Raw genomic sequence first — 19742 nt, 5'->3', positions numbered from 1 at the left:
GACACCGCCCCGTCATGCGCCGCGCATCGCCTTCCCTTCGGGATCGTAGGGCGAAGGAGCGATTACCCTCGCGGGGCGCTCGGCCCCTACGATATGGGTGGCAAGCCGGGTGCCCTCGGCCGTGCAGTCACGATCGAGAAGGGCCATGGCCAGCGATTTGCCAAGGGTGTGCCCGTATCCGCCCGAGGTGATGAAGCCAACGCGCCTGCCATCCTTCCAGACGGGCTCGTAGCCACTGGCATCGGCATCGTCCGCCTCGATTTCCAGGGTGACGATCTGCTGTGCGGGTCCCCCGCCGTCACGTTCTTTCAATGCGGCGTCGCGGCCGATGAAATCGCCCTTCTTCCAGTCGATCCATCGGTCCAGCCCGGTCTGCGCCGGGGTATAGCCCTGCGTGAACTCGGCCGACCAGATCCCGAAGGATTTCTCTAGACGCAAAGACAGCATCGCATTGTAGCCTATCTCCCGCAGGCCCAGCTTTGCCCCTGCATCCAGCAAACTCCGGCGCAAGACGGCATGTTCTGCGGCGGCGCAGTGGAATTCGTATCCCAGTTCGCCCGAAACCGACAGCCGTCCGACCCGCGCCCGGATCAGCCCGATATCGAAACCGCCACAGCCCATGAAGGGCAGATCGGCGATCGGACCATCCGTCAGCTGTTCCAGAACCTTTCGGCTGTTCGGCCCCGCAAGCGCAAAGCCGGTCGTCGCGTCCGAGATATCCCTGACCGTGACGCCATCGGATATCTGATCCTCGAACCATCGCATATGCCATTCGCGCAAATAGTAGGATCCCATGATCCACCAGATTCCCGCTCCCCAGTTGAACACGGTCAGATCGCCCTTGAGCTTGCCCGTCTTGCCGAGCATCGGTGCAAGCCTTGCGCGCCCGGCTTCCGGCAGTTCCGATGCCATCACCCGGTTCAGCCAGTTTTCGGCCTTGGGACCCGTCACCTCGAAGCGGGAAAAACCCGAGATGTCGAGCAGGCCCACCGCCTCGCGCACCGCCTTGCATTCCTGCGCCACGATCGGGAAGGCGTTGGAGCGCCTGAGCGTCGGCTTTTCCTTGAAATCCGGCGAGGGGGCGAAATAGAGCGGCAGTTCCAGCCCATAGCTTGCGCCCCAGCGGGCGCCTGCCGCGGTCATGTCGGAATAGGCTCCCGGCATTTTCAGCGGCCGCCCGGCCGGCAGTTGTTCGTTCGGGTAGGTCATGATGAAGCGGCGGGAGTAAAACTGGCCGGTCGTTTCCTTGATATAGCGCCTGTTCGCGGCAAAATCGCCATAGCGCGCCACATCCATGCCGAAGACATCCGCCTCGGGCTCTCCGTGGATCATCCATTCCGCAAGGCTCTTGCCCACGCCGCCACCTTGCAGGAAACCGGCCATGACGGCACAGGCACACCAGTAGCCACGCTTGCCGCGCACCGGCCCGACCAGCGGGTTGCCATCGGGCGAGAACGTGAATGCGCCGTTGACCCAGTTGCGCACACCAGCCTTCTGCAGGACGGGATAGCGTTCGAAGCCAAGCCGGAGTTCGTTCTCGATCCGGTCGGGGTCTTCCTGCAGAAGCTCGATGCCGTAATTCCAGGGTGCGCCATCCATCATCCAGTGCTGATGATCGATCTCGTAGATGCCGAGCAGCATCCCTTTCTGATCCTGCCGCATATAGGTGAAGCCCTCGAGATCCACGACCAGCGGCATCTCTTTTTCCAGGGCGGCGATCTCGGGGATGGTTTCGGTCAGCAGATAGTGATGCGCCAGCGGGCTGACCGGCAGTTCGATCCCGGCCATGCGCCCGACCTGCTTGGCCCAGAGGCCGGCGGCATTGACCACATGTTCGCAGCGGATCGTGCCTTTCTCGGTGACCACGTTCCAGCCTTCGGCGGTCTGCTGAAGCTCCAGCACCCGGTTGTGCTCGATGATTTCGGCGCCCCGCTTCTTTGCGGCCCCGGCATAGGCATGCACTGTGCCGGTAGTGTCGACATAGCCCTCGCGCTCGGCGAACATGCCGCCAAGGATGCCGTGGGTCGAGATGACCGGACACCGTTTGCCGACCTCTTCCGGCGTGATCAGATGCACGTCATCGATGCCGATCGACTGGAACACCCGGTAAGCCGATTGCAGCCAATCCCACCGGTCCGGCGTTCCTGCAAGGGTCATCCCGCCGGTCATGTGCATGCCGACCGACTGACCGCTTTCCTTCTCGATCTCGGAGAGCAGGTTGATGGTATAGGATTGCAGGCCCGCAATGTTCGGATCGGCGTTCAGGGCGTGAAAGCCGCCGGCGGCATGCCAGCTGGATCCCGCGGTCAGGACGGATCGTTCTACCAGACAGATATCGGTCCAGCCGAACTTGGCCAGATGATACAGGACAGAGGCTCCGACGACGCCGCCTCCGATCACCACGACACGATATTCCGGCTTCATGCTGCGCTCCCGATCTGGCCCGTATCGTCGACGGTAATTAGTGTGGACACTTATGTCTAGAGATTTTTGCGCAAGGCATGGGGAGCGGAATGCGCCGCCTCGGTCCCGGAACGGGGTTAACCCTTTGAACGGGTGAAAACTGCTGTCGCATTCAGCCTTTCAGGATCAGTGCGGCACCGCTGACGATCGAGAAGATCAGCACCGCCAGCCGCAATGCCGGGCCGTTGATATGCGCATGGACTCTTCGGGACAGCGCGCTGCCGATCAGGACCGCCGGGATCAGGTACAGCGCTGCCAGAACCTGATCCTGTCCGATCCGTCCCACGATCATCAGGATGACCAGCGAGATCACCTCGCCGACCAGAAAGCAGGCCGCCACGGTCGACCGCAGGACCGGGCCCGGTGCGTGCTGGTAAAGCAGAGCAAGGGGCGGGCCGCCGATCCCGGTCGCCGTTTCGGTGACGCCGGTGAACAGCCCCACGCCTAGAGAGGCCGGAGGGCTTGGCGTGAAGGGCGGCGCAAGAAGTGCTGCGACGGCGGCAAGAATGGTCAGCAGGCCCACCGCAATCTCAAGCTGCCGCACCGACAGCGCGATCAGCACCGCCATGCCAAGGAAGGTTCCGAAGAACCGGCCAAAGGTGATCCAGCCTGTGCCGCGCCTATCGATCGCGACCCGCTCTCTCCAGGCGACAAGGAAGTTCAGCGGCAGCATCAGGATCAGCAACGTGACCGGCAGATAGCTGGCGTCGACGAAGCCGAAGACGGGTGCCATGATCAGTGCGAAACCGATGCCGACCGCGCCCTGGACAAAGGCAGAGAGGCCGACCAGCAGCGACAATCCGACGAATGCGAAAAAGCTCATGCCGGCCTCGCCGCGATCAGGCTGTCGGCAGTGGGGTGGATGCGCTGGATCGGTGCGGCGGCAATGGCCGGGGCGGCAAGTTCGCGGATCTCTTCCATCAGGGCACGGGCGTCCCAGTCCACCGGCCAGCCCCGGACCATCCGCAACCGGGCATTGGTGAAGACCGCATCGATCTGGTCACGGTTTCCGTAGCGCACCAATTCCCAGCTCAGATCATGCGAGGGCGTGAATTCGGGCCGGGCCAGATCGACCAGCAGAAAATCGGCGGCCAGCCCTTCGGCGATGCGGCCCGTCACGGCGGCAAGCCCGCTTGCATCCGCGGCCATCCGTGTTGCCGCATCAAGCCATAACCAGCCGCCGCCACAGGAACTGTCGCCCGAGGCAAGGCCATAGGTCGCGCGCTGCAACGTCTCGGCCGCATCCATCAGCCTGAAACCGTCGGCCCGGGTGCCATCGGTTCCCAGCCCGAAACGAATGCCAAGCGCCTGCATCTGCAGCGCGGGCGCGACCGCATTGCCCTTCCAGACCGAGGCGACCGGGTTATAGGCCACGGCGGTGCCGGTATCGCGCAGCAGGTTCAGTTCGGACGGCGTGATCAGCGTCGAATGCGCGATCAGCGTCTGCGGCCCAAGCGCGCCGATATGGGCCAGATGCTCCAGCGGACGGCGGCCATTCGCGACCAGCGAGCGCTCGACCGCCACGAGATGCTCGTTCACATGGGTCTGAAAGGTGACGCCCGCCGCTGCCGCCATGGCCGAGATGTCGTGCAGCATCCTGTCGCTGGCTGCCTCGGGGATCGAGATGGCCAGCGATGGATGGATCAGCGGATCGTCCTGATAGGCCGCCAGATGCGCCTTGGCCATGCGCAGGATCTGGTCCGGATCGGGCACGACGGCCGCGCCCCCCAGATCGTTGCAGATCCGGGCCACGACCAGTCGCAATCCGGCCTCGCGCGCGGCATCGACGAGTTTGCCGAGATGACCTGCCGACCGGGTTCCGGCATCGACGGCACTGGTGAAGCCGCCCCGCAGGCATTCCAGCGCCGCCAGTTTCGATGAAAGATAGACCATATGCTCGTCAAGACTGCCTTCCAGCGGCACCCAGATACGGCGGAAGATCTCGGACGGCTCGCCGAAGACCAGCGACTTGCCCAGCGATTGCGTCAGATGGGTATGCGTATCGATGAAGCCCGGCATCATCAGATGGTCGGGCAACGCCACTGTTTTCAGTTCGGGGTGGCGGGCCTGCAGTTCCGCCGCCTCGGCGATTTCGGCAAAGCGACCTTTGCGCAGCAGCACCGCCATTCCGGGCCGGGGGCCGTCCTCGATCAGCAGGCGGCCCGGCGCAACGATCAGGTTGTCGGTCGAGGCGAAGCTTTGGCGCAGGTCGGTCATCAGGCATGTTCCTTGGTATCGGCAGGTTTTGGTGTGTTGAACTGAAACAGGGCATTGACCACCGCCGCCGTGATCGTGCCCATTGCAAGCCCGTTGCCAAGAATCATTCGCGACCATTGCGGAAACTGGCTGTAGACGTCCGGGACCAGAATCGGCATCAGCCCCATGGCAAGCCCCGACGCCAGCGTGAACATCGCGCCGTGCTCGCGCAGATCGACGCGGCTGAGGACATGGATGCCGATCACGCCGATGATCGAGAAGACGATGATGGCGGTGCCTCCGACGACCGGGCCGGGCAGAACGCTGGCCATCCGCGAGACCGGCGCGATCAATGCGATGACGACAAGGATCACCCCCGCCATGGCGGTCACATAGCGCGACCGCACACCGGTCGCGCGGACGATGCCCACATTCTCGCCCGAGGTGATGATCAATGAGGTGCCGAATATGCCACCCACGACCGAGGCCACCGCATCGCCGCGAATGGTGCGCGGCACGATGGCATGAGCGTCGCCCTTGCGGTCCACGATCTCTGCCGTGGCGATGGTCTGGCCGGTCGCCTCGGCCATCGAGATGATCGAGAAGACGATCAGCGGCAGTGAGGCGATGATGTCGAATTTCGGCATTCCGAACGGAAACAGATGTGGCACCGCGATGAACGATCCCTGCATCACGCCGGACATGTCCAGCCTGCCAAGCGCCGCCGCCAGCAATGTTCCGGCGATCAGTCCCAGCATTACCGATATGCGCTGTAATGTGCCGGTGAACACGCGGGAGAAGATCACCGTCATCGCGATGGTCGCCAGCGCCAGCCCGATATTCATCGGATCGGCGAAACCTTCGCTGCCCGGTCTGCCGGTGATCGTGCCGCCATATATCTTGACCAGATTCACCGCGACCAGCAGCAGCATGGTGCCGACCACGATCGGCGGGAAGAAGCGCAGCAGGCGGCGAAAGACCGGCAGCGCGGCGAAATAGAAGACTCCGGTCATCAGCACGGCGCCAACGGCGGTTTGCACATCGGTCTGGCTGGCGATGGCCAGAAAGATCGCGATCGGAGCGCCGCCCGGAACCATGATGAAGGGAAGGCGCGCGCCGAAACCCGCAGGCCCGAAGCTTTGCAAGATCGAGCCGAGCCCGCAGACAAGGAAAGTCGCGCTGATGATCGATACGGTCAGTGCCGGATCGAAGCCCAGGGTCTGGGCCACCAGAAAGACTGCGGTGATCGGCGACGCGGCCATGACCAGCACGTGCTGGAAGCCGTAAAGGATCAGATCCCTGACCGGCAGAATCTCATCGACGGGATCGGGCGGGGCAAGGTTTTTTGATTTGGAGATCATGAGCTTTCCCTGTTGCTGATTGCGTGTTTGCTTTTATGCAAATCGTTTTGCTTAACGGGAGCGATAGCATGATTTACGATTCGTGCAAATCGTTTTGTTGCGTTTGTGGGCGATGCTGCTAGCGTAGCAGGGGGAAACAGGTGAATGAGGGCATATTGGGCAAACCGACCATTTCGGATCTTGCGAAGGCGGCCGGGGTCTCGGTGACGACCGTGTCGCATGCGTTCAGCGGCCGCCGTCATGTCGATCCGGAAACCCGCAAGCGGATTCAGACGCTTGCAGATCAGATCGGTTATCATCCCAGCAGCATGGCTCGGGCACTGCGCAGTGGGCGGACGGGGACGATCGCATTGGCATCGTCAATGCCCTTCGCGGTGGCCGCGGGTCCGTCGAGGCTTGGATTCCTGATGGAGATCGCCGCCTCTGCGGCAATGTCGGCTTTGACGCGCGACCTTGCGCTGTGCCTGATCCCGCCGCACCCATCGGCACAAAGCTATGGTTCGGCGGGTTTCGACGGGGTAATTCTGGTAGAGCCGATGCGCGACGACCCGCTGGTGGCCCATTTCGAGCAGCGCAAGACGCCGATCGTCTCAATCGGGACGGTGCCGGGGCGTCCCGACATACCGGCTGTCGACATTCGCTCGCGCGAAACGGCGCAGTTGCTGTTGACGCATCTCGCAGAGCAGGGCTGCCGTCAGATCGCAGCGCTGATCGGTGCGTCGTCCCGGACCAGCCAGATCGAAAGCGAGGCGGCTTATGACGAGTTCGTTGCAAGCCGCCAATGGCTGTCTCCGATGCTCCGTATGAACGAAGACGAGGGCGAAGAGATCGCCTATCGCGAAACGCTGCGCCTGCTGCATGCGAATCCCGCAATTGACGGCATATTCGCTGCAATCGACGCTTTTGCCAGCGGTGCGGTGCGCGCGGCGCGGGAACTGGGCAGGACGATGCCCGGCCAGTTGCGCATCGTGACCCGCTATGACGGGCTTCGAGCCAAGCTGTCCCAGCCTCCGCTGACCGCCGTGGATCTATATTTGCCGACGATCGCCGAGGAAGCGGTTCATCTGCTGCTTGACCGCATCGACGGCACAAGCCGCATGGTCACGGCCGAGCTGCCCAAGCTGATCGTCAGGCAGTCGTCGGAGGCGTCAGGATAAAAGCGGCCATTCGGCGTGGTGCCGTCCTCGCAGGCGTGGCTGCCCGCTGTCACGGCCTTGCCGGTATCGGCCGTCACGCGCGGTCACCCGGAAGCAAGGCGGGATCGCCGGCATACTGACCTTCCGCGTCACACCAATGCCGTACTTGACCCCCGGATCGGTAAACAGGCAACGTCGCCGCATTGCATGAAAAAGGTTCAGGATCATGCGCCGTTCCGTTCTGCTCGTCATCGCCCTTTGCTTCGCATCACCTTCTCTGGCCGGGGAAACGGATCTGACGCTGGATCGGGGCATTGCCGCCACGCTCAGCATGCCTGAAGGCGAAGGGCCTTTTCCTGCGGTGCTTTTGCTGCATGGCCTTGGCGCGGACCGTCACGAAATCGGCAATATCTATGTCGACAGCGCAGAGATCCTGGCCGAGAATGGTATTGCCTCGCTCAGGTTCGATTTCCGGGGTTTCGGAAAATCAAGCGGAGATACCGGCGCGTTCACGCTTGACCGGCAGAATGAGGACGCGCTGATCGGTCTCGAGGCGCTCATGTCGACCAAGGGCGTGGATCCCGAACGGATCGGCACTGTGGGCTTTTCCTTCGGCGGCGGCGCGGCGATCGAGCTGGCGGCGGCAAGACCGCAGACGATCAAATCGGTGGTGGTATGGTCGCCGGTGGGCGATTATGTCGCCGACATGCTGGACAGTCTGGGGCAGAAAGCCTTTGACCGTGCGGCCGAAGAGGGGATCGTGGGCCTTGATCTGGGGTGGCGCACCATGGCCCTGAAGAAGGATTTCTTCGACAGTCTTTTCGCCCATGATCTGCTTGAAGCTCTGGCCGCTTATCCGGGACCTTTCATGATGATCAATGGCGAGGATGATTTTTACCGGCAATATGTTACGCCGATGATGGAGGCGGCGGCGGGCACCGACAAGAAGGCGCTGGCGATCGAAGGCGCGGATCATATATACCATGTCTATACGCCCAGCCGCTCGAAGGCAGTCGAGGTAATCGAGGCGACGGTACAGCGTTTCCGGGAAACGCTGTAAGCTGCCCTCTAGCGGAAATGGGCACACGAGGCGCGGTTTTCCGGAACCCGCGTCTGTCATCCCCGTTGGCCCATACGGGGACTTGACATTTTCTGCAGTGGATCGATATGGATTAACAACGGCTTATATATTTTCAAAGCCATGTAACGATTGTTTTGTTGTGTAAGGAATTCAATATGACAAGTGTCTCGCGACGCTCAGTACTTTTGTCGAGTGCGGTTTTATTGTTGGGCAATGGAATGATTGCCGGGGGCGCTTTGGCCAGCAATCATTTTGAAACGATGCTGGTGCGCGATACGCCCGATCTTAACATCACTGACATGTATGTCTTCCCGAATCCCGCGCGGGACCATACGGTCGTGATCATCGATGTGAATTCGCAGCCGGATATGGACGGAAAGAACCCTTATCACAGGGATGCGCTGTACAATATCCATCTTGCGCTGAATGACGAATACGACAAGGGTATGACCCTGAGTTTCACTTTTGACGGTCTCAAGGGGAAGGCATATCTTCTTGATCATCCCAATGGCGATGTCGGTGCCACAGGTGCAGAAATTGGTGCTGTAACCGTTGGCCAGGACGTAACTTTTGATAATGGAATCCGGATCTTGGCCGGGCTGGCGAAGGATCCGTTCTTCGGAAATTCACCCGCATTGGGAATATTCCGTGCGCAGCAGGCCCAAGGCAGCTATGACCCCGAGCTGTGGGGAAAAGCATCCGGCCAGAATATCTTTTCGGGGCGAATCTGTGCCCCGATCGTGGCTGAGATTCCCAATACATTGCTTGGAGACGGAGATATCAGGGTTTTCTCGACATCCGCCTATCGAAACGATGGCGTATGGGAGCAGGCGCAATATGTCGGGCTGCCTCTGGTTGCCCATATAACGCTGTTTGAAAGCGAGGTGCTGAAATCGGCCTACGCCCGAACCCGCCCCACAAGTCAGGAAGAGTTTCGCAGTATCATGGCGGCGCGGATCGCGCGATCGGCGGCCTTTGCGAACTCGCAGAAGGCGCCTTTCGCCTATGCGGATGAGACAACGGATCGGCTGGTTCCCAATGTGCAGCGCTACAAGCCGGGCAGCGATGCGGTCTTTACGACCGAAACCCTGAATGGCCGGCCGCTTGATGCCGATGCGATGTCGGTCATGCTGACGCTTCTGATCGGTGAGCCGACGGATCAGAAAATTGAAAATCCCGGACTGTATACGGACAGTTTTCCCTATATCATCCCGGTATCAGCAGGCTGACATGCGGTTTGATAACGTGCTGCCGGCCAGTCTGATGGCCGCTTTCGTCGGCATCATGCCGATTGCATCCGCGTCGGAAACGATCGAGGTCAAGGGTTATACCGGAATTTCGCAGCGTGGATCGCAGATCTATGCGCAAATCTGTTCTTCCTGTCATTCTCCCGACAACAATCTGGTCGGCCCGGCTCATCGTGGCGTCTTCGGTCGTGCCGCCGGAAAGGTCGAAGGTTACGACTATTCGCCGGCGCTTGGCATGTCGGATATCGTCTGGACCGCAGATAGCCTGTTCGACTGGCTCGGCGACCCGGATGATTTCGTTCTCGGATCGAAGATGTATGTGTCGCTGGACGATCCGCAGCAGAGGGCTGACGTCATAGCCTATCTCATGACATTGAAGTAGCGCGCCATGTTCCATTTTTGTCGGATAATATTTCAGGCGATCGTTCTGTACTGCGGAACCGTCGCGACGGTCTGGGCGCATGCGTTCTGGGTCGTGCCGGTGGAAGGGCATGTCCAGCCCGGCGAGCGTGTCGTTTTCGATCTGAGGATCGGACCCCGCTGGCCCGGCGAATCCATGCAACGCGACACAACAACGCTGATTTCGCGTTTCGAACTGGATGACGGCGTGCAAAGAACACCGATCGCCGGGCGAGAGAATCTTCGTCCGGTCGGACATTACAAAGCCACGGTTTCCGGCGCGAATTTTGCCGTCATGACCAGTTATCCGCATAGCGCGGAACTGTCGGGTGAAAAATTCGAGGCCTATCTTGCCGAGGAAGGTTTGGACGATGCGCTGGAAATCCGCAGGAAGTTCGGCCTCAAAACTGCTTCGGCACGAGAGCGTTTTCGGCGAAATGTCAAAACCCTTGTGTTGGTCGGCGACAATTCGGACGGGTTCGACCGGCTATTGAACCTGCCTTTCGAACTGGTTCCGCTGACGGACCCGCTGCGCTACTCTGCTGGCGAACCTTTCGTTGTCCGCGTGCTGCGGAACGGCCGGCCTTTGGCTGACACACAGGTCGTCGCGGGATTGCGCGATTCTGAAACAACCTTGCATACGCGAACGGATATGAACGGAAACGCCCGTCTGGAATTTCCGGCGGGTGGCATGTGGATGCTTTACGCTGTTGATATCGCGCCGTCGACAACCCCGGATGCCGATTGGGAGAGTATCTGGACATCCCTGACATTCGAGGTGAACCCATGACGAAATCCTGCCGGGGCCAATCGGCAATTGCCACCATCTTCCCCTATACCATTTCTGCACTTGCGATGGCGAACCCAGCACTGGCGCATGTGGATGAAGGTCGTGCGGGCTGGCTGCATCCACTGAGCGGTATGGATCATATGGTTGCAATGATCGCCGTGGGCGCGTGGAGCGCCCAGCTTGGCGGGCGCGCCGTCTGGCTTATCCCTACGGTCTTCGTGGCGTTTATGGCCGTCGGCGGTGTCATCGGCTACGAGTTGATCGACCTGCCCTATACGGAAACCGGTGTTGCGCTATCGGTGTTGCTGCTTGGTCTGGCCATTGCTCTGAACCAGAAGATGCCGGCGCCGTTTGCCGCGCCCGCGATTGCCATTTTCGGTATCTCGCATGGCTATCTGCATGGCTACGAAATGCCGGTCGAGAGCAACAAGGCGCTGTATACGGCTGGTTTTCTGTCGACGACGGCGGCACTGCATATTTTGGGCCTGATCACTGTCCATTTTGCGATCAAGTCGCAGCCCGGCAAGAGGGCGGTGCGAATCGCCGGTATGTCCGCAGCGCTCTTTGGGATATGGCTTTTGATATAAATGTTCAGCCCGGGCAATTGCCGGATCGGATCAGGGATGAACCGGTTCGGCTTCGTGGGCAGATATTTGCATCTTTCCGTGATGAACGCGCGGCTGATGCATTATTCCATCGCCAGTTGCACGAAATGCCCCGGACTGACCTCGCGATACCGGCGTTTGGGTGGCTGGTAATCAGCCGCGCGGAACGGGCTTTTGATTTCGCTGTCCACGATGCGGCGCGTCTGGCGTCGCGCCGGATCGGCAATCGGAACGGCGGCCATCAGCCTGCGGGTATAATCATGCTGCGGGTTTTCGAACACCGATTGGCGCGGACCTATCTCGACGATTTCGCCCAGATACATCACCGCCACGCGATGGCTGATCCGCTCTACGACCGCCATGTCGTGGCTGATGAAAAGATAGCCCAGCCCCAGCCTTTCCTGCAAATCCAGCATCAGGTTGATCACCTGCGCCTTGATCGACACATCCAGCGCCGAAACCGATTCATCGGCGACGATCAGCTTGGGGTCCAGCGCAAGCGCGCGGGCGATGCAGACCCGCTGCCGTTGGCCGCCGGAAAATTCATGCGGGAACCGGTCGGCCATCGCCGCCGACAATCCGACCTGTTCCAGCAGGGTTCCGGCGCGACTGATCGCTTCGGAAGAGCTGGCAAGGCCATGCGCGATCATGGGTTCCGCAATCGCCTGACCCACACGCATTCGTGGATTGAGACTTTCAAACGGGTCCTGAAAGATCATCTGCGCCTCGCGCCGGATTTCGGCCAGACTTCCTTGGTTGGCCTTGGCCACTTCCTTCCCGTCGATCTGCACCCGGCCCGAGGTCATCTTTTCAAGGCGGATCAGAGAACGTCCGGTCGTGGATTTTCCGCAACCGGATTCGCCTACCAGTGACAGGGTTTCCCCGGCATGCAGATCGAAGGAGATATCCTCGACGGCATGAACCCGTCCGGCAATACGCCGCAATATGCCCTTGCGCACCGGGAATCGGGTGATGAGATGTTCGACCTTCAGCACCGGCGCGATATCATGGCGAACCGTGTCGGCCGTTGGCGGCACCGGCGCGATCTCGCCGGTTTTCATGTCAACCACCGGAAAGCGCAATGGCCGCGGCTGGCCTGCCATCGAGCCAAGCTGCGGCACCGCCGACAGCAGGGCGCGCGTATAGGGGTGGGAGGCCTTGCGGAAGATCTGCCGGGTCGTGTCGGTCTCGACGATATCACCGCGATACATGACCACGGTGCGATCCGAAATCTCGGCCACCACGCCCATATCGTGGGTAATGAACAGAACCGACATGCCCTCTTCCTGCTGGAGGGTCTTGATCAGTTCCAGAATCTGGGCCTGGATCGTCACGTCCAGCGCCGTGGTCGGCTCGTCCGCGATCAGCAGTTTCGGTTCGCATGCCAGCGCGATGGCGATCACCACGCGCTGACGCATCCCACCCGAGAAATTCATGGGATATTCGCCCAGCCGCGCCCTGGCCGAAGGGATGCGGACCTTGTCCAGCAGACGGACCGCTTCGGTCGTGGCGGTTGCGTGGTCAAGCCCGCGATGCTGCATCAGAACCTCGGTGATCTGGTCGCCGATCTTCAGCACCGGATTCAGTGAGGTCATCGGCTCCTGAAAGATCATGCCGATCCGGTTGCCGCGTATCTTCTGCATCTCCTCCACCGGCAGAGACAGCAGGTCGTGCCCGTCGAAACCGATCCGTCCCGAGGACCGCGCATTGCCGCCCAGAAGCCGCATCACAGACATCGCGGTCACGCTTTTCCCGGAACCGGATTCCCCGACGACGGCGACGGTTTCCCGCGGCCCGATATCGAAGCTGATATCGCGGATGACATCGCGCCACTGCCCGCCAGTCCTGAATGAGGTGGTCAGGCCCGAAATCGAAAGTATCGGATTGGACATGGATCAGCCCTCCCGCCGGGGATTGAGGATATCGCGCAGGGCATCGCCGATCAGGTTGATCCCCACGATCAGAAGTAACAGGGTCAGCCCCGGGAAGACGCTGATCCAGTAATCGCCCGACATCATGTAATCGAAACCGTTCGAGATCAGCAGGCCCAGCGAAGGCTCGGTCACCGGCAGGCCGATCCCCAGGAATGACAGCGTCGCCTCCAGCATGATCGCATAGGCCACGCGCATCGTGGCGACGACGATCAGGGGCGGCAGGCAATTCGGCAGGATATGGCGGATGATGACGCGGCGATCCGGCAGGGCCATCGACCGCGCGGCATCGATATAGGCGCGCTTGCTTTCCACCAGCGCCGAGCCGCGCACCGTCCGCGCGTAATAGGCCCATTGCGTGACGACCAGAGCGATGATGATCTTGTCGACCCCTTGCCCCAGAACGGCCAGCAGGATCAGGGCGATCAGAATGGCCGGAAAACTCAGCTGGATATCGACGATCCGCATCAGCACCGCATCGGTCCGGCCGCCGGCATAGGCGCTGATCAGCCCGATACCGGCTCCAATCAACAGCGCGATTGCCGCGCTGACGATACCCACCAGGATCGAGGTCCGCAGCCCATACAGAATGGCGCTGAACAGATCGCGTCCCTGATCGTCCGTGCCCAGCAGATAGGTCATGCCGGTCATGCTTTCGGATCCCGGCGCCAGACGACCGTCCATGATGTCGAGCTGACCCAGATCATATGGGTTCTGCGGAGCGACCAGCGGTGCAATCAGGGCGACAAGCACCAGCAGGCCGACGATGATCAGCCCCGTCAGTGCCAGCGGATTGCGCAGCAGGGCTCCGATCGTGCGCCAGAACGGCGAGATTCCGGAAGGGGGCAGGGCTCCGGCTGGTTCATGCACCGAGGCCTGGAGTTGGGTGGAACGGGTCATCGCGAAGCTCCTTCAAGACGGACTCGCGGATCGACGACCGAATAGAGGATGTCCACCAGCAGGTTGATGAGGCTGAACATGATCACCGTGATCATCAGATAAGCGAGGATCACCGGACGATCGAGCACCGCGATTGCGTCGATGATCAGTTTGCCCATGCCGGGCCAGGCAAAGATTGTTTCGGTCACGACCGCGAAGGCGATCAGCGAGCCAAGCTCCAGCCCGATGACGGTAATCAGCGGGATAAGGGTGTTCTTCAGCACATGTACACGCAGGATCCGGTGCTCGGTCAGGCCCTTGGCCCGGGCGAAGCGCACGAAATCAAGCTGCATCACCTCCATCACACCGGCACGGGTCAGGCGGATCACAAGCGAGATCTTGAACAGGGCAAGGTTGAAGGCTGGCAGGATCAGATGTGACCAGCCGTTCAGCGTCAGAAAGCTGACCGGCACGCCGAAAATGTCGACGGTATCGCCCCGGCCCGAAGCGGGCAGCCAGCCAAGCTGCACGCTGAAGATCAGGATCATGATCAACCCGATCCAGAAGGTCGGAAGGCTGAAGCCTAGGATCGAAAAGGTCATGATCGATTTCGAGACAAGGCCATCCGGCCGCAGCCCCGCCCGAATGCCCAGCGGGATGCCGATCACCAGGGCCATCAGAAGTGCCGCAAAAGCCAGTTCCAGCGTGGCGGGCATGCGTTGCAGGATCAGATCCAGCGCGGGCTGGTTGAAGACGAAGGAATTGCCAAGATCGCCCGTCAGCGCTTTCGAGACGAACAGGAAATATTGCTCCCATACGGGACGGTCCAGACCGAATGCCTGAATGATCTCCAGCCGTTCGGCAGGCGTCGCCGAAGGGCTAAGCAACACATCGACCGGATTGCCGATCATGTACAGACCGACAAAGACCAGAACGGACATGACGATCAATGTCATGATGGCCTGAAGAATACGGCTTAGAAGATAACTGCTCATGCCTTGATCTTCCTTCCTTCGGGTATCGGGTGGGGCGCCGCGCCAATGCGCGCGATACGGGTTGTGACAAGCCGCCGGTATGCTGCTTCGTCAACCTCGCGCATGACGACCGCATTCGGCGGCAGCCCGGATTTGCCATAGGGATCCATCCAGGTCTGCCCTGCGGTGGGTCCGCAAAGCGTGACCCCTATAGCGGCATCGCTGCCGGTGAAAAGCCTGGGCTGCAGGAGAAACGCGATCGTCATCGCGTCATGGATCGGGCCGCCGGGGCGGCCATAGCGCTGAATGTCGCTGCGGTCAAAGCTTCGCAACAAGCCCGCCAACGCCCGGCCGGCAGGGCCATTCGCCGCCTCCAGTTCCGCAAGATCCGTCTGCGTGAACAGCGCCTGCAGGGTCACGTCCAGCGGGAACAATATCAGCGGCACCCCCGATGCGAAGACGATTGCGGCGGCATGGGGGTCGGCAAGAATGTTGTATTCCGACCATGGCATGCGATGGCCGGGCGTAGCGAAGGTCCCGCCCATGATCGCAATCCGGTCGATTCCCTGCGCGATATCGGGATCAAGACGCAGGGCCAGCGCGATATTGGTCAGCGGCCCGATCGCACAGATGGTGATCCGCCGTCCCTCGGATATGGCGAGGCGGGCCTGATCGGCGATGAAGGAGATCGCCGAAACCTGTCGCGGCAAAAGATCCGTTGGCGGTACGATCTGATCGGGAAACACACCGATATGGGCGTATTTTCCCATGACCTGATCGCGCAGCAATGGCCGGGAAGCACCGGCATGAACGGGAATGTCACGCCGTCCGGCCAGCGTCAGCAGCTTGCAGGCATTGCGGACGCTGGCTTCCAGACCGACATTTCCTGCGACCACGGTCACGCCCAGAACCGCCAGCTCGGGGGACGCCAGCGCCAGCAGGATGGCAGCGGCATCGTCGACGCCCGGATCCGTATCGATGATGATCTCGACCGCCATCAGGCGACACCCTTGGCGGCATAGCGCGACAGACGGTCAAGAAAGAAGGCGATGACCCCTTCGGCATCCACCTGCGTGACGATATCGGCATTCGGTTCCTGCCCGGATTTATCATACCAGTCGGCGATGGTCTGGCCCATGCATAATTCGCTTTCATATTCGACGAAGACCCTTGCGCGGCGGGTCTGGAAAAGCCGGGGGGCAAGCAGCCAGGCAATGACCAGCGGATCATGCAACGGCCCCCCCCGCGAGCCGTAGCGTTCCACCTGATTGCGGTCCCAGAACGCCATCAACTCGGCCAGCCTGTCCGCGATGCGGCCGCTGACACGGGCGAATTGGCTGACATGCTCGGGTCCGAGGATAACCTGATGCGTCGCGTCCAGCGACAGCGCCACGATCGGGATCCCGCTGGAAAACACCACATGCGCCGCATGGGGGTCGACCAGCATGTTGAACTCGGCCGTCATGGTGCGGTTACCCGGCTCGCGATAGGCGCCGCCCATCATCACGACCCGCTCGATACCGGCCGCGATCCGCGGATCGATCCGCAGCGCCATGGCGATATTCGTCAGCGGGCCAAGACAGCACAGTGTGATCCCATGCCCGGCATCGGCGGCCAGAGTCAGCCGGTCGATCAGGAAATCGACCGCACCGATTGTCTCGGGAGGTTTTACCGGTTCCGGCAGCCGGGTGTTGCCCAGACCGGTATCGCCGTGAAACTGACCATAGATCGGCTCGCGCAGAAGCGGCCGGGTGCAGCCCGGAAAGACCGGGATATCATTCCGCCCGCCCAACTCGCAGATTTGCAGCGTATTTCGCAGTGCCTGCGGCAAGGGCTGGTTGCCGGAAACCGGCGTGATCCCAAGAATATCCAGCTCGGGCGACACGAATGCCGTGAGAAGGGCAATGGAATCGTCAATGCCCGGGTCGCAGTCAATGATGATCGGTATCGCAGTCATTCCGTTCTTCCCGACAAGACTGATATTCGACAGACCGCCGGAACACCGGCGGGCAGATGGCTTGGTAATGAGTCGTTTCCGGCAGGAGGCTCGACCCAGAGCATGTTGCGCGTGCCCCAATTCGCTTTCTTTCCCCGCCTCCTTCTTCTTTGTCCAAATACCTCGGGGGTCCGGGGGTTGGCCCCCGGTCATCGCGGGACGCAAATAACCGGCGTTTCCGATGCAGCGCGACAGGCCCTAAAGCGCGCCGACGCCACGCAGGACCTGCGCAATCTCGGCCCGCGCATCTTCGGATAATGGCTCCTGCGGGGGGATCGGAGCGCCGACCGCGAATCCCTGAAGCTCAAGCGCGGCCTTGATACATGCGGCGATGGAATATTTGGCGAAGATCTCGTTCACCCGCCAAAGCGGACGCTGCAAATCCATCGCCCGTGGCCAGTCGCCGGCCTTCGCCGCCTCGTAAAGCGCGATACTTTGACGCGGCACGATGCAGGCCGGACCGGCCATCCAGCCAAGACCTCCGATCATCAGCACACAGGCCGGGATATGAGCGGATGCGGCAAAGACATCCAACCGTCCCTTCGTGCGCTCGATGATCGACAGGAGCCGTCCGGTATTGGTCGAGGCATCCTTGATATAGCGGATATTGTCGATCCGGCTGAGTCGTTCAATCACCGGCAGACTCAGATCAGAGCGCTGGAACTGTGGGTTGGTATACAGCACGACCGGTCGCCCTCTGGCGGCATGCGCGATGGCGGTGAAATAGGCTTCGACGCCGTCATCCCTGATCGGGAAATAGGCTTCGAGGATGGCAAGGATGCCGTCCGCCCCCGCCTCGACCATCGCCTCGGTCTGCTGGACCGCATGCCGGATCGAGGTCGAGGCCACGCCTGCAACCACCGGAACACGCCCGCGATTTGCTGCGATGGTGGTCCGCACCACGTCGAGGCGCTGCTGGTCCGAAAGATAGGCGAACTCGCCGGTACTGCCCAGCGGTGCAAGCCCGTGCACCCCGTTCGCGACCAGATGTTCGACCAGATCGCCAAGCACAGGCATATTCACCCCGCCCAGTTCGTCGGTCGGCGAGACCAGATAGGGAAATACTCCGTGAAAAGTCATCTGCGGCTCCTGTTTCAGGCGCTTATTCGGCGGTGACATAATAGGGCAGCGTATAGCCGTCGGACCTGCCTTCGTAATTGATCCCGGCCTTCATAGCCCAGGTATTATCCAGGAAAAACAGCGGGATGATTCCCATATCGGCAATGGCGATCCCGGTCGCTTTCTGTAACATCGCCTCACGCTCGTCATCGTCCAGCGTCTTGCGGGCCTGATCCAGCGCTGCGTCGAATTCCGCGCTGGAATAGCGGCCACGGTTGCCCTGTCCGGCATTGTCGCCATAAGTTTCCAGCAACGGGCCAAGCACACCGGAGGCTTCGCCGGTTTCGACGGCTGCGCCACCCATGATCAGGCTGAATTCCTGCGCCGAAGCGCGGGTGAAATAGACGCTGCCGGGAAGCGTCTCCACCGATGTGTTCACGCCGATGCGCGTGAAGAACTGCCCGATTGCCTGCGCGATCCGGGAATCGTTCGGATAACGGTCGTTGGACGCGTGGAAGGTCAGGCTGAACCCTTCGGGATAGCCCGCCCCGGCCAGCATCTCCTTGGCCTTGTCGGGATCATAGGTCTCGACGGGCAGGGCGGGATCGTAGCCGAAATACCCTTCGGGAACCACTTGCCCCGCCGGTGTGCCTTGCCCATCCATGATCCGGTCGACGATGGCTTCGCGATTGAGCGAAAGCGATAATGCGCGGCGGATTTCGGATTTCAGCAGCGGATTCGTTCCGTCAGGCGCCTTGGCATAGGGCGAGGTCTCGCGATCCTGATCCATATGCAGATACATCAGACGGTTGCCGGTCGTCGTGATGACCTGAAGCCCGTCAGAGCCTTCCAATCGTCTTGTATCGGCGGTGGGAATGCTTTCGATCAGATCGACATCGCCGGACAACATGGCGGCTACCCGCGCGTTGCTGTTCTTGAACACGCGAAAGGTCACCTTGTCCCATTCCGCCTTTTCGCCCCAATAAGCGTCATTGCGGGTGAGAACGGTGGATTCGCCGGGGGTCCAGGACAGGAAGCTGAAAGGCCCCGTACCGATCACACCGATGCCCTTGTTCATGTCTTCGGTCGTCGTTTCCGCATGTTCCGAAGGCATGATCGCGATTCGACTAAGATTGTTCAGCAATAGCGGCGTCGGCCCGTCCGTGCTGATGCGCACGGTCAGCGGGTCGACCGCCGTCACCTTGGTGATTGCCTTGACATAGGCGTTGAATGAACTGGGGCTGTTGGTTGCTGCCAGAGGCACGCGCCTGATGCTTGCAATCACGTCTTCGGCGGTGAAATCGCTGCCATCATGGAACGTCACGTCGGGACGCAGCTTGAATTCCCAGGTGGTGCCGTCGATCCGTTCCCAGCTTTCGGCCAGTGCGGCCTCGATTTGCTGACGCGCATCCTGATTGACCAGCCCATCGAAAATATTGCGGGCCATCGCGCTGTTGGGCCCCACGACATAGAATTGCGGATCCATCGAGGTTGTCGATGCAGCAAGCCCGACCGTGAGATCCCGCGCCACCGCGGTCAGCGGCAAGACCGCAACCGACATCGCCAAAGCTGCCGTAGCAAGAATTTTCATGATGACCTTTTCCTCCGCATCAGTCGTACCGTGG

Annotated in this window: 17 protein-coding genes; 6 read left to right on the top strand and 11 right to left on the bottom strand. The window is 61.0% G+C overall.

The annotated features are described in order from the left end of the window. Window positions 1-12 precede the first annotated feature (12 nt). The 4 genes from D3P04_RS21685 to D3P04_RS21670 form a co-directional block, all read right to left on the bottom strand. Window positions 13-2424 (bottom strand): GcvT family protein, encoded by a 2412-nt coding sequence (locus D3P04_RS21685; protein WP_119751967.1) that lies wholly within the window; start codon window positions 2422-2424, stop codon window positions 13-15. A gap of 151 nt (window positions 2425-2575) precedes the next feature. Further along, the gene (locus D3P04_RS21680; RefSeq protein WP_119751966.1) at window positions 2576-3286 is read right to left on the bottom strand and encodes a sulfite exporter TauE/SafE family protein; all 711 of its coding nucleotides are present in this window, start codon (window positions 3284-3286) and stop codon (window positions 2576-2578) included. Next, window positions 3283-4680 carry an amidohydrolase family protein gene (locus D3P04_RS21675; RefSeq protein WP_119751965.1) on the bottom strand — a complete coding sequence of 466 codons (1398 nt, stop codon included), beginning with the start codon at window positions 4678-4680 and terminating at the stop codon, window positions 3283-3285. The genes D3P04_RS21680 and D3P04_RS21675 overlap by 4 nt, the downstream gene beginning before the upstream one ends. Continuing rightward, window positions 4680-6020: a uracil-xanthine permease family protein gene (locus D3P04_RS21670; RefSeq protein WP_119751964.1), complete on the bottom strand. Its 1341-nt coding sequence runs from the start codon at window positions 6018-6020 to the stop codon at window positions 4680-4682. The genes D3P04_RS21675 and D3P04_RS21670 overlap by 1 nt, the downstream gene beginning before the upstream one ends. Window positions 6021-6175: 155 nt before the next feature. Between D3P04_RS21670 and D3P04_RS21665 the strand changes: the two genes are divergently transcribed. From D3P04_RS21665 to D3P04_RS21635, 6 genes are all read left to right on the top strand, one after another. Further along, window positions 6176-7177, top strand: a complete 1002-nt coding sequence (locus D3P04_RS21665) for a substrate-binding domain-containing protein (RefSeq protein WP_119751990.1) — start codon at window positions 6176-6178, stop codon at window positions 7175-7177. Between the two features lie 205 nt (window positions 7178-7382). Then, on the top strand, window positions 7383-8216 hold the full coding sequence (locus tag D3P04_RS21655) for an alpha/beta hydrolase family protein (protein ID WP_119751962.1): 834 nt from the start codon (window positions 7383-7385) through the stop codon (window positions 8214-8216). Between the two features lie 176 nt (window positions 8217-8392). Continuing rightward, window positions 8393-9466, top strand: a complete 1074-nt coding sequence (locus D3P04_RS21650; protein ID WP_119751961.1) for a DUF4331 family protein — start codon at window positions 8393-8395, stop codon at window positions 9464-9466. A 1-nt stretch (window position 9467) separates the two neighbouring features. After that, on the top strand, window positions 9468-9866 hold the full coding sequence (locus D3P04_RS21645; protein ID WP_220475388.1) for a c-type cytochrome: 399 nt from the start codon (window positions 9468-9470) through the stop codon (window positions 9864-9866). Between the two features lie 6 nt (window positions 9867-9872). After that, window positions 9873-10673, top strand: coding sequence for a DUF4198 domain-containing protein (locus tag D3P04_RS21640; RefSeq protein ID WP_119751960.1), 801 nt, complete (start codon window positions 9873-9875; stop codon window positions 10671-10673). Further along, entirely contained in the window at window positions 10628-11260 is a 633-nt protein-coding gene (locus D3P04_RS21635; protein ID WP_147391971.1) for a HupE/UreJ family protein, read from the top strand. Before D3P04_RS21640 ends, D3P04_RS21635 begins: the two co-directional genes overlap by 46 nt. A gap of 101 nt (window positions 11261-11361) precedes the next feature. On the opposite strand, the gene D3P04_RS21630 is transcribed toward D3P04_RS21635, so the two are convergent. The 7 genes from D3P04_RS21630 to D3P04_RS21600 all read right to left on the bottom strand — a co-directional run bounded on the left by D3P04_RS21630 (window position 11362) and on the right by D3P04_RS21600 (window position 19708). Next, window positions 11362-13170 (bottom strand): ABC transporter ATP-binding protein, encoded by a 1809-nt coding sequence (locus D3P04_RS21630; protein ID WP_119751958.1) that lies wholly within the window; start codon window positions 13168-13170, stop codon window positions 11362-11364. Between the two features lie 3 nt (window positions 13171-13173). Further along, a complete protein-coding gene (locus D3P04_RS21625; RefSeq protein ID WP_119751957.1) occupies window positions 13174-14109 on the bottom strand; it encodes an ABC transporter permease in 936 nt (311 codons plus the stop codon). After that, the gene (locus D3P04_RS21620; RefSeq protein WP_119751956.1) at window positions 14106-15083 is read right to left on the bottom strand and encodes an ABC transporter permease; all 978 of its coding nucleotides are present in this window, start codon (window positions 15081-15083) and stop codon (window positions 14106-14108) included. The genes D3P04_RS21625 and D3P04_RS21620 overlap by 4 nt, the downstream gene beginning before the upstream one ends. Next, window positions 15080-16060, bottom strand: a complete 981-nt coding sequence (locus tag D3P04_RS21615) for a nucleoside hydrolase (RefSeq protein WP_119751955.1) — start codon at window positions 16058-16060, stop codon at window positions 15080-15082. The genes D3P04_RS21620 and D3P04_RS21615 overlap by 4 nt, the downstream gene beginning before the upstream one ends. Beyond that, window positions 16060-17019 carry a nucleoside hydrolase gene (locus tag D3P04_RS21610; RefSeq protein WP_119751954.1) on the bottom strand — a complete coding sequence of 320 codons (960 nt, stop codon included), beginning with the start codon at window positions 17017-17019 and terminating at the stop codon, window positions 16060-16062. Before D3P04_RS21610 ends, D3P04_RS21615 begins: the two co-directional genes overlap by 1 nt. Before the next feature lie 237 nt (window positions 17020-17256). Further along, window positions 17257-18138 carry a dihydrodipicolinate synthase family protein gene (locus D3P04_RS21605; RefSeq protein WP_119751988.1) on the bottom strand — a complete coding sequence of 294 codons (882 nt, stop codon included), beginning with the start codon at window positions 18136-18138 and terminating at the stop codon, window positions 17257-17259. A gap of 22 nt (window positions 18139-18160) precedes the next feature. Further along, a complete protein-coding gene (locus D3P04_RS21600; RefSeq protein WP_119751953.1) occupies window positions 18161-19708 on the bottom strand; it encodes an ABC transporter substrate-binding protein in 1548 nt (515 codons plus the stop codon). Between the last annotated feature and the right edge of the window lie 34 nt (window positions 19709-19742).

It is taken from the genome of Paracoccus onubensis (genome assembly GCF_003591515.1).
GTDB classification, from domain to species: domain Bacteria; phylum Pseudomonadota; class Alphaproteobacteria; order Rhodobacterales; family Rhodobacteraceae; genus Paracoccus; species Paracoccus onubensis.
This window is presented reverse-complemented; position numbering and strand designations above follow the sequence as displayed.

Excerpts from the sequence above, each read along its gene's own strand:
- D3P04_RS21685 (WP_119751967.1), bottom strand. The coding sequence starts at position 2,424 with ATGAAGCCGGAATATCGTGTCGTGGTGATCGGAGGCGGCGTCGTCGGA.
- D3P04_RS21680 (WP_119751966.1), bottom strand. The coding sequence starts at position 3,286 with ATGAGCTTTTTCGCATTCGTCGGATTGTCGCTGCTGGTCGGCCTCTCT.
- D3P04_RS21675 (WP_119751965.1), bottom strand. The coding sequence starts at position 4,680 with ATGACCGACCTGCGCCAAAGCTTCGCCTCGACCGACAACCTGATCGTT.
- D3P04_RS21670 (WP_119751964.1), bottom strand. The coding sequence starts at position 6,020 with ATGATCTCCAAATCAAAAAACCTTGCCCCGCCCGATCCCGTCGATGAG.
- D3P04_RS21655 (WP_119751962.1), top strand. The coding sequence starts at position 7,383 with ATGCGCCGTTCCGTTCTGCTCGTCATCGCCCTTTGCTTCGCATCACCT.
- D3P04_RS21650 (WP_119751961.1), top strand. The coding sequence starts at position 8,393 with ATGACAAGTGTCTCGCGACGCTCAGTACTTTTGTCGAGTGCGGTTTTA.
- D3P04_RS21645 (WP_220475388.1), top strand. The coding sequence starts at position 9,468 with ATGCGGTTTGATAACGTGCTGCCGGCCAGTCTGATGGCCGCTTTCGTC.
- D3P04_RS21640 (WP_119751960.1), top strand. The coding sequence starts at position 9,873 with ATGTTCCATTTTTGTCGGATAATATTTCAGGCGATCGTTCTGTACTGC.
- D3P04_RS21630 (WP_119751958.1), bottom strand. The coding sequence starts at position 13,170 with ATGTCCAATCCGATACTTTCGATTTCGGGCCTGACCACCTCATTCAGG.
- D3P04_RS21625 (WP_119751957.1), bottom strand. The coding sequence starts at position 14,109 with ATGACCCGTTCCACCCAACTCCAGGCCTCGGTGCATGAACCAGCCGGA.
- D3P04_RS21620 (WP_119751956.1), bottom strand. The coding sequence starts at position 15,083 with ATGAGCAGTTATCTTCTAAGCCGTATTCTTCAGGCCATCATGACATTG.
- D3P04_RS21615 (WP_119751955.1), bottom strand. The coding sequence starts at position 16,060 with ATGGCGGTCGAGATCATCATCGATACGGATCCGGGCGTCGACGATGCC.
- D3P04_RS21610 (WP_119751954.1), bottom strand. The coding sequence starts at position 17,019 with ATGACTGCGATACCGATCATCATTGACTGCGACCCGGGCATTGACGAT.
- D3P04_RS21605 (WP_119751988.1), bottom strand. The coding sequence starts at position 18,138 with ATGACTTTTCACGGAGTATTTCCCTATCTGGTCTCGCCGACCGACGAA.
- D3P04_RS21600 (WP_119751953.1), bottom strand. The coding sequence starts at position 19,708 with ATGAAAATTCTTGCTACGGCAGCTTTGGCGATGTCGGTTGCGGTCTTG.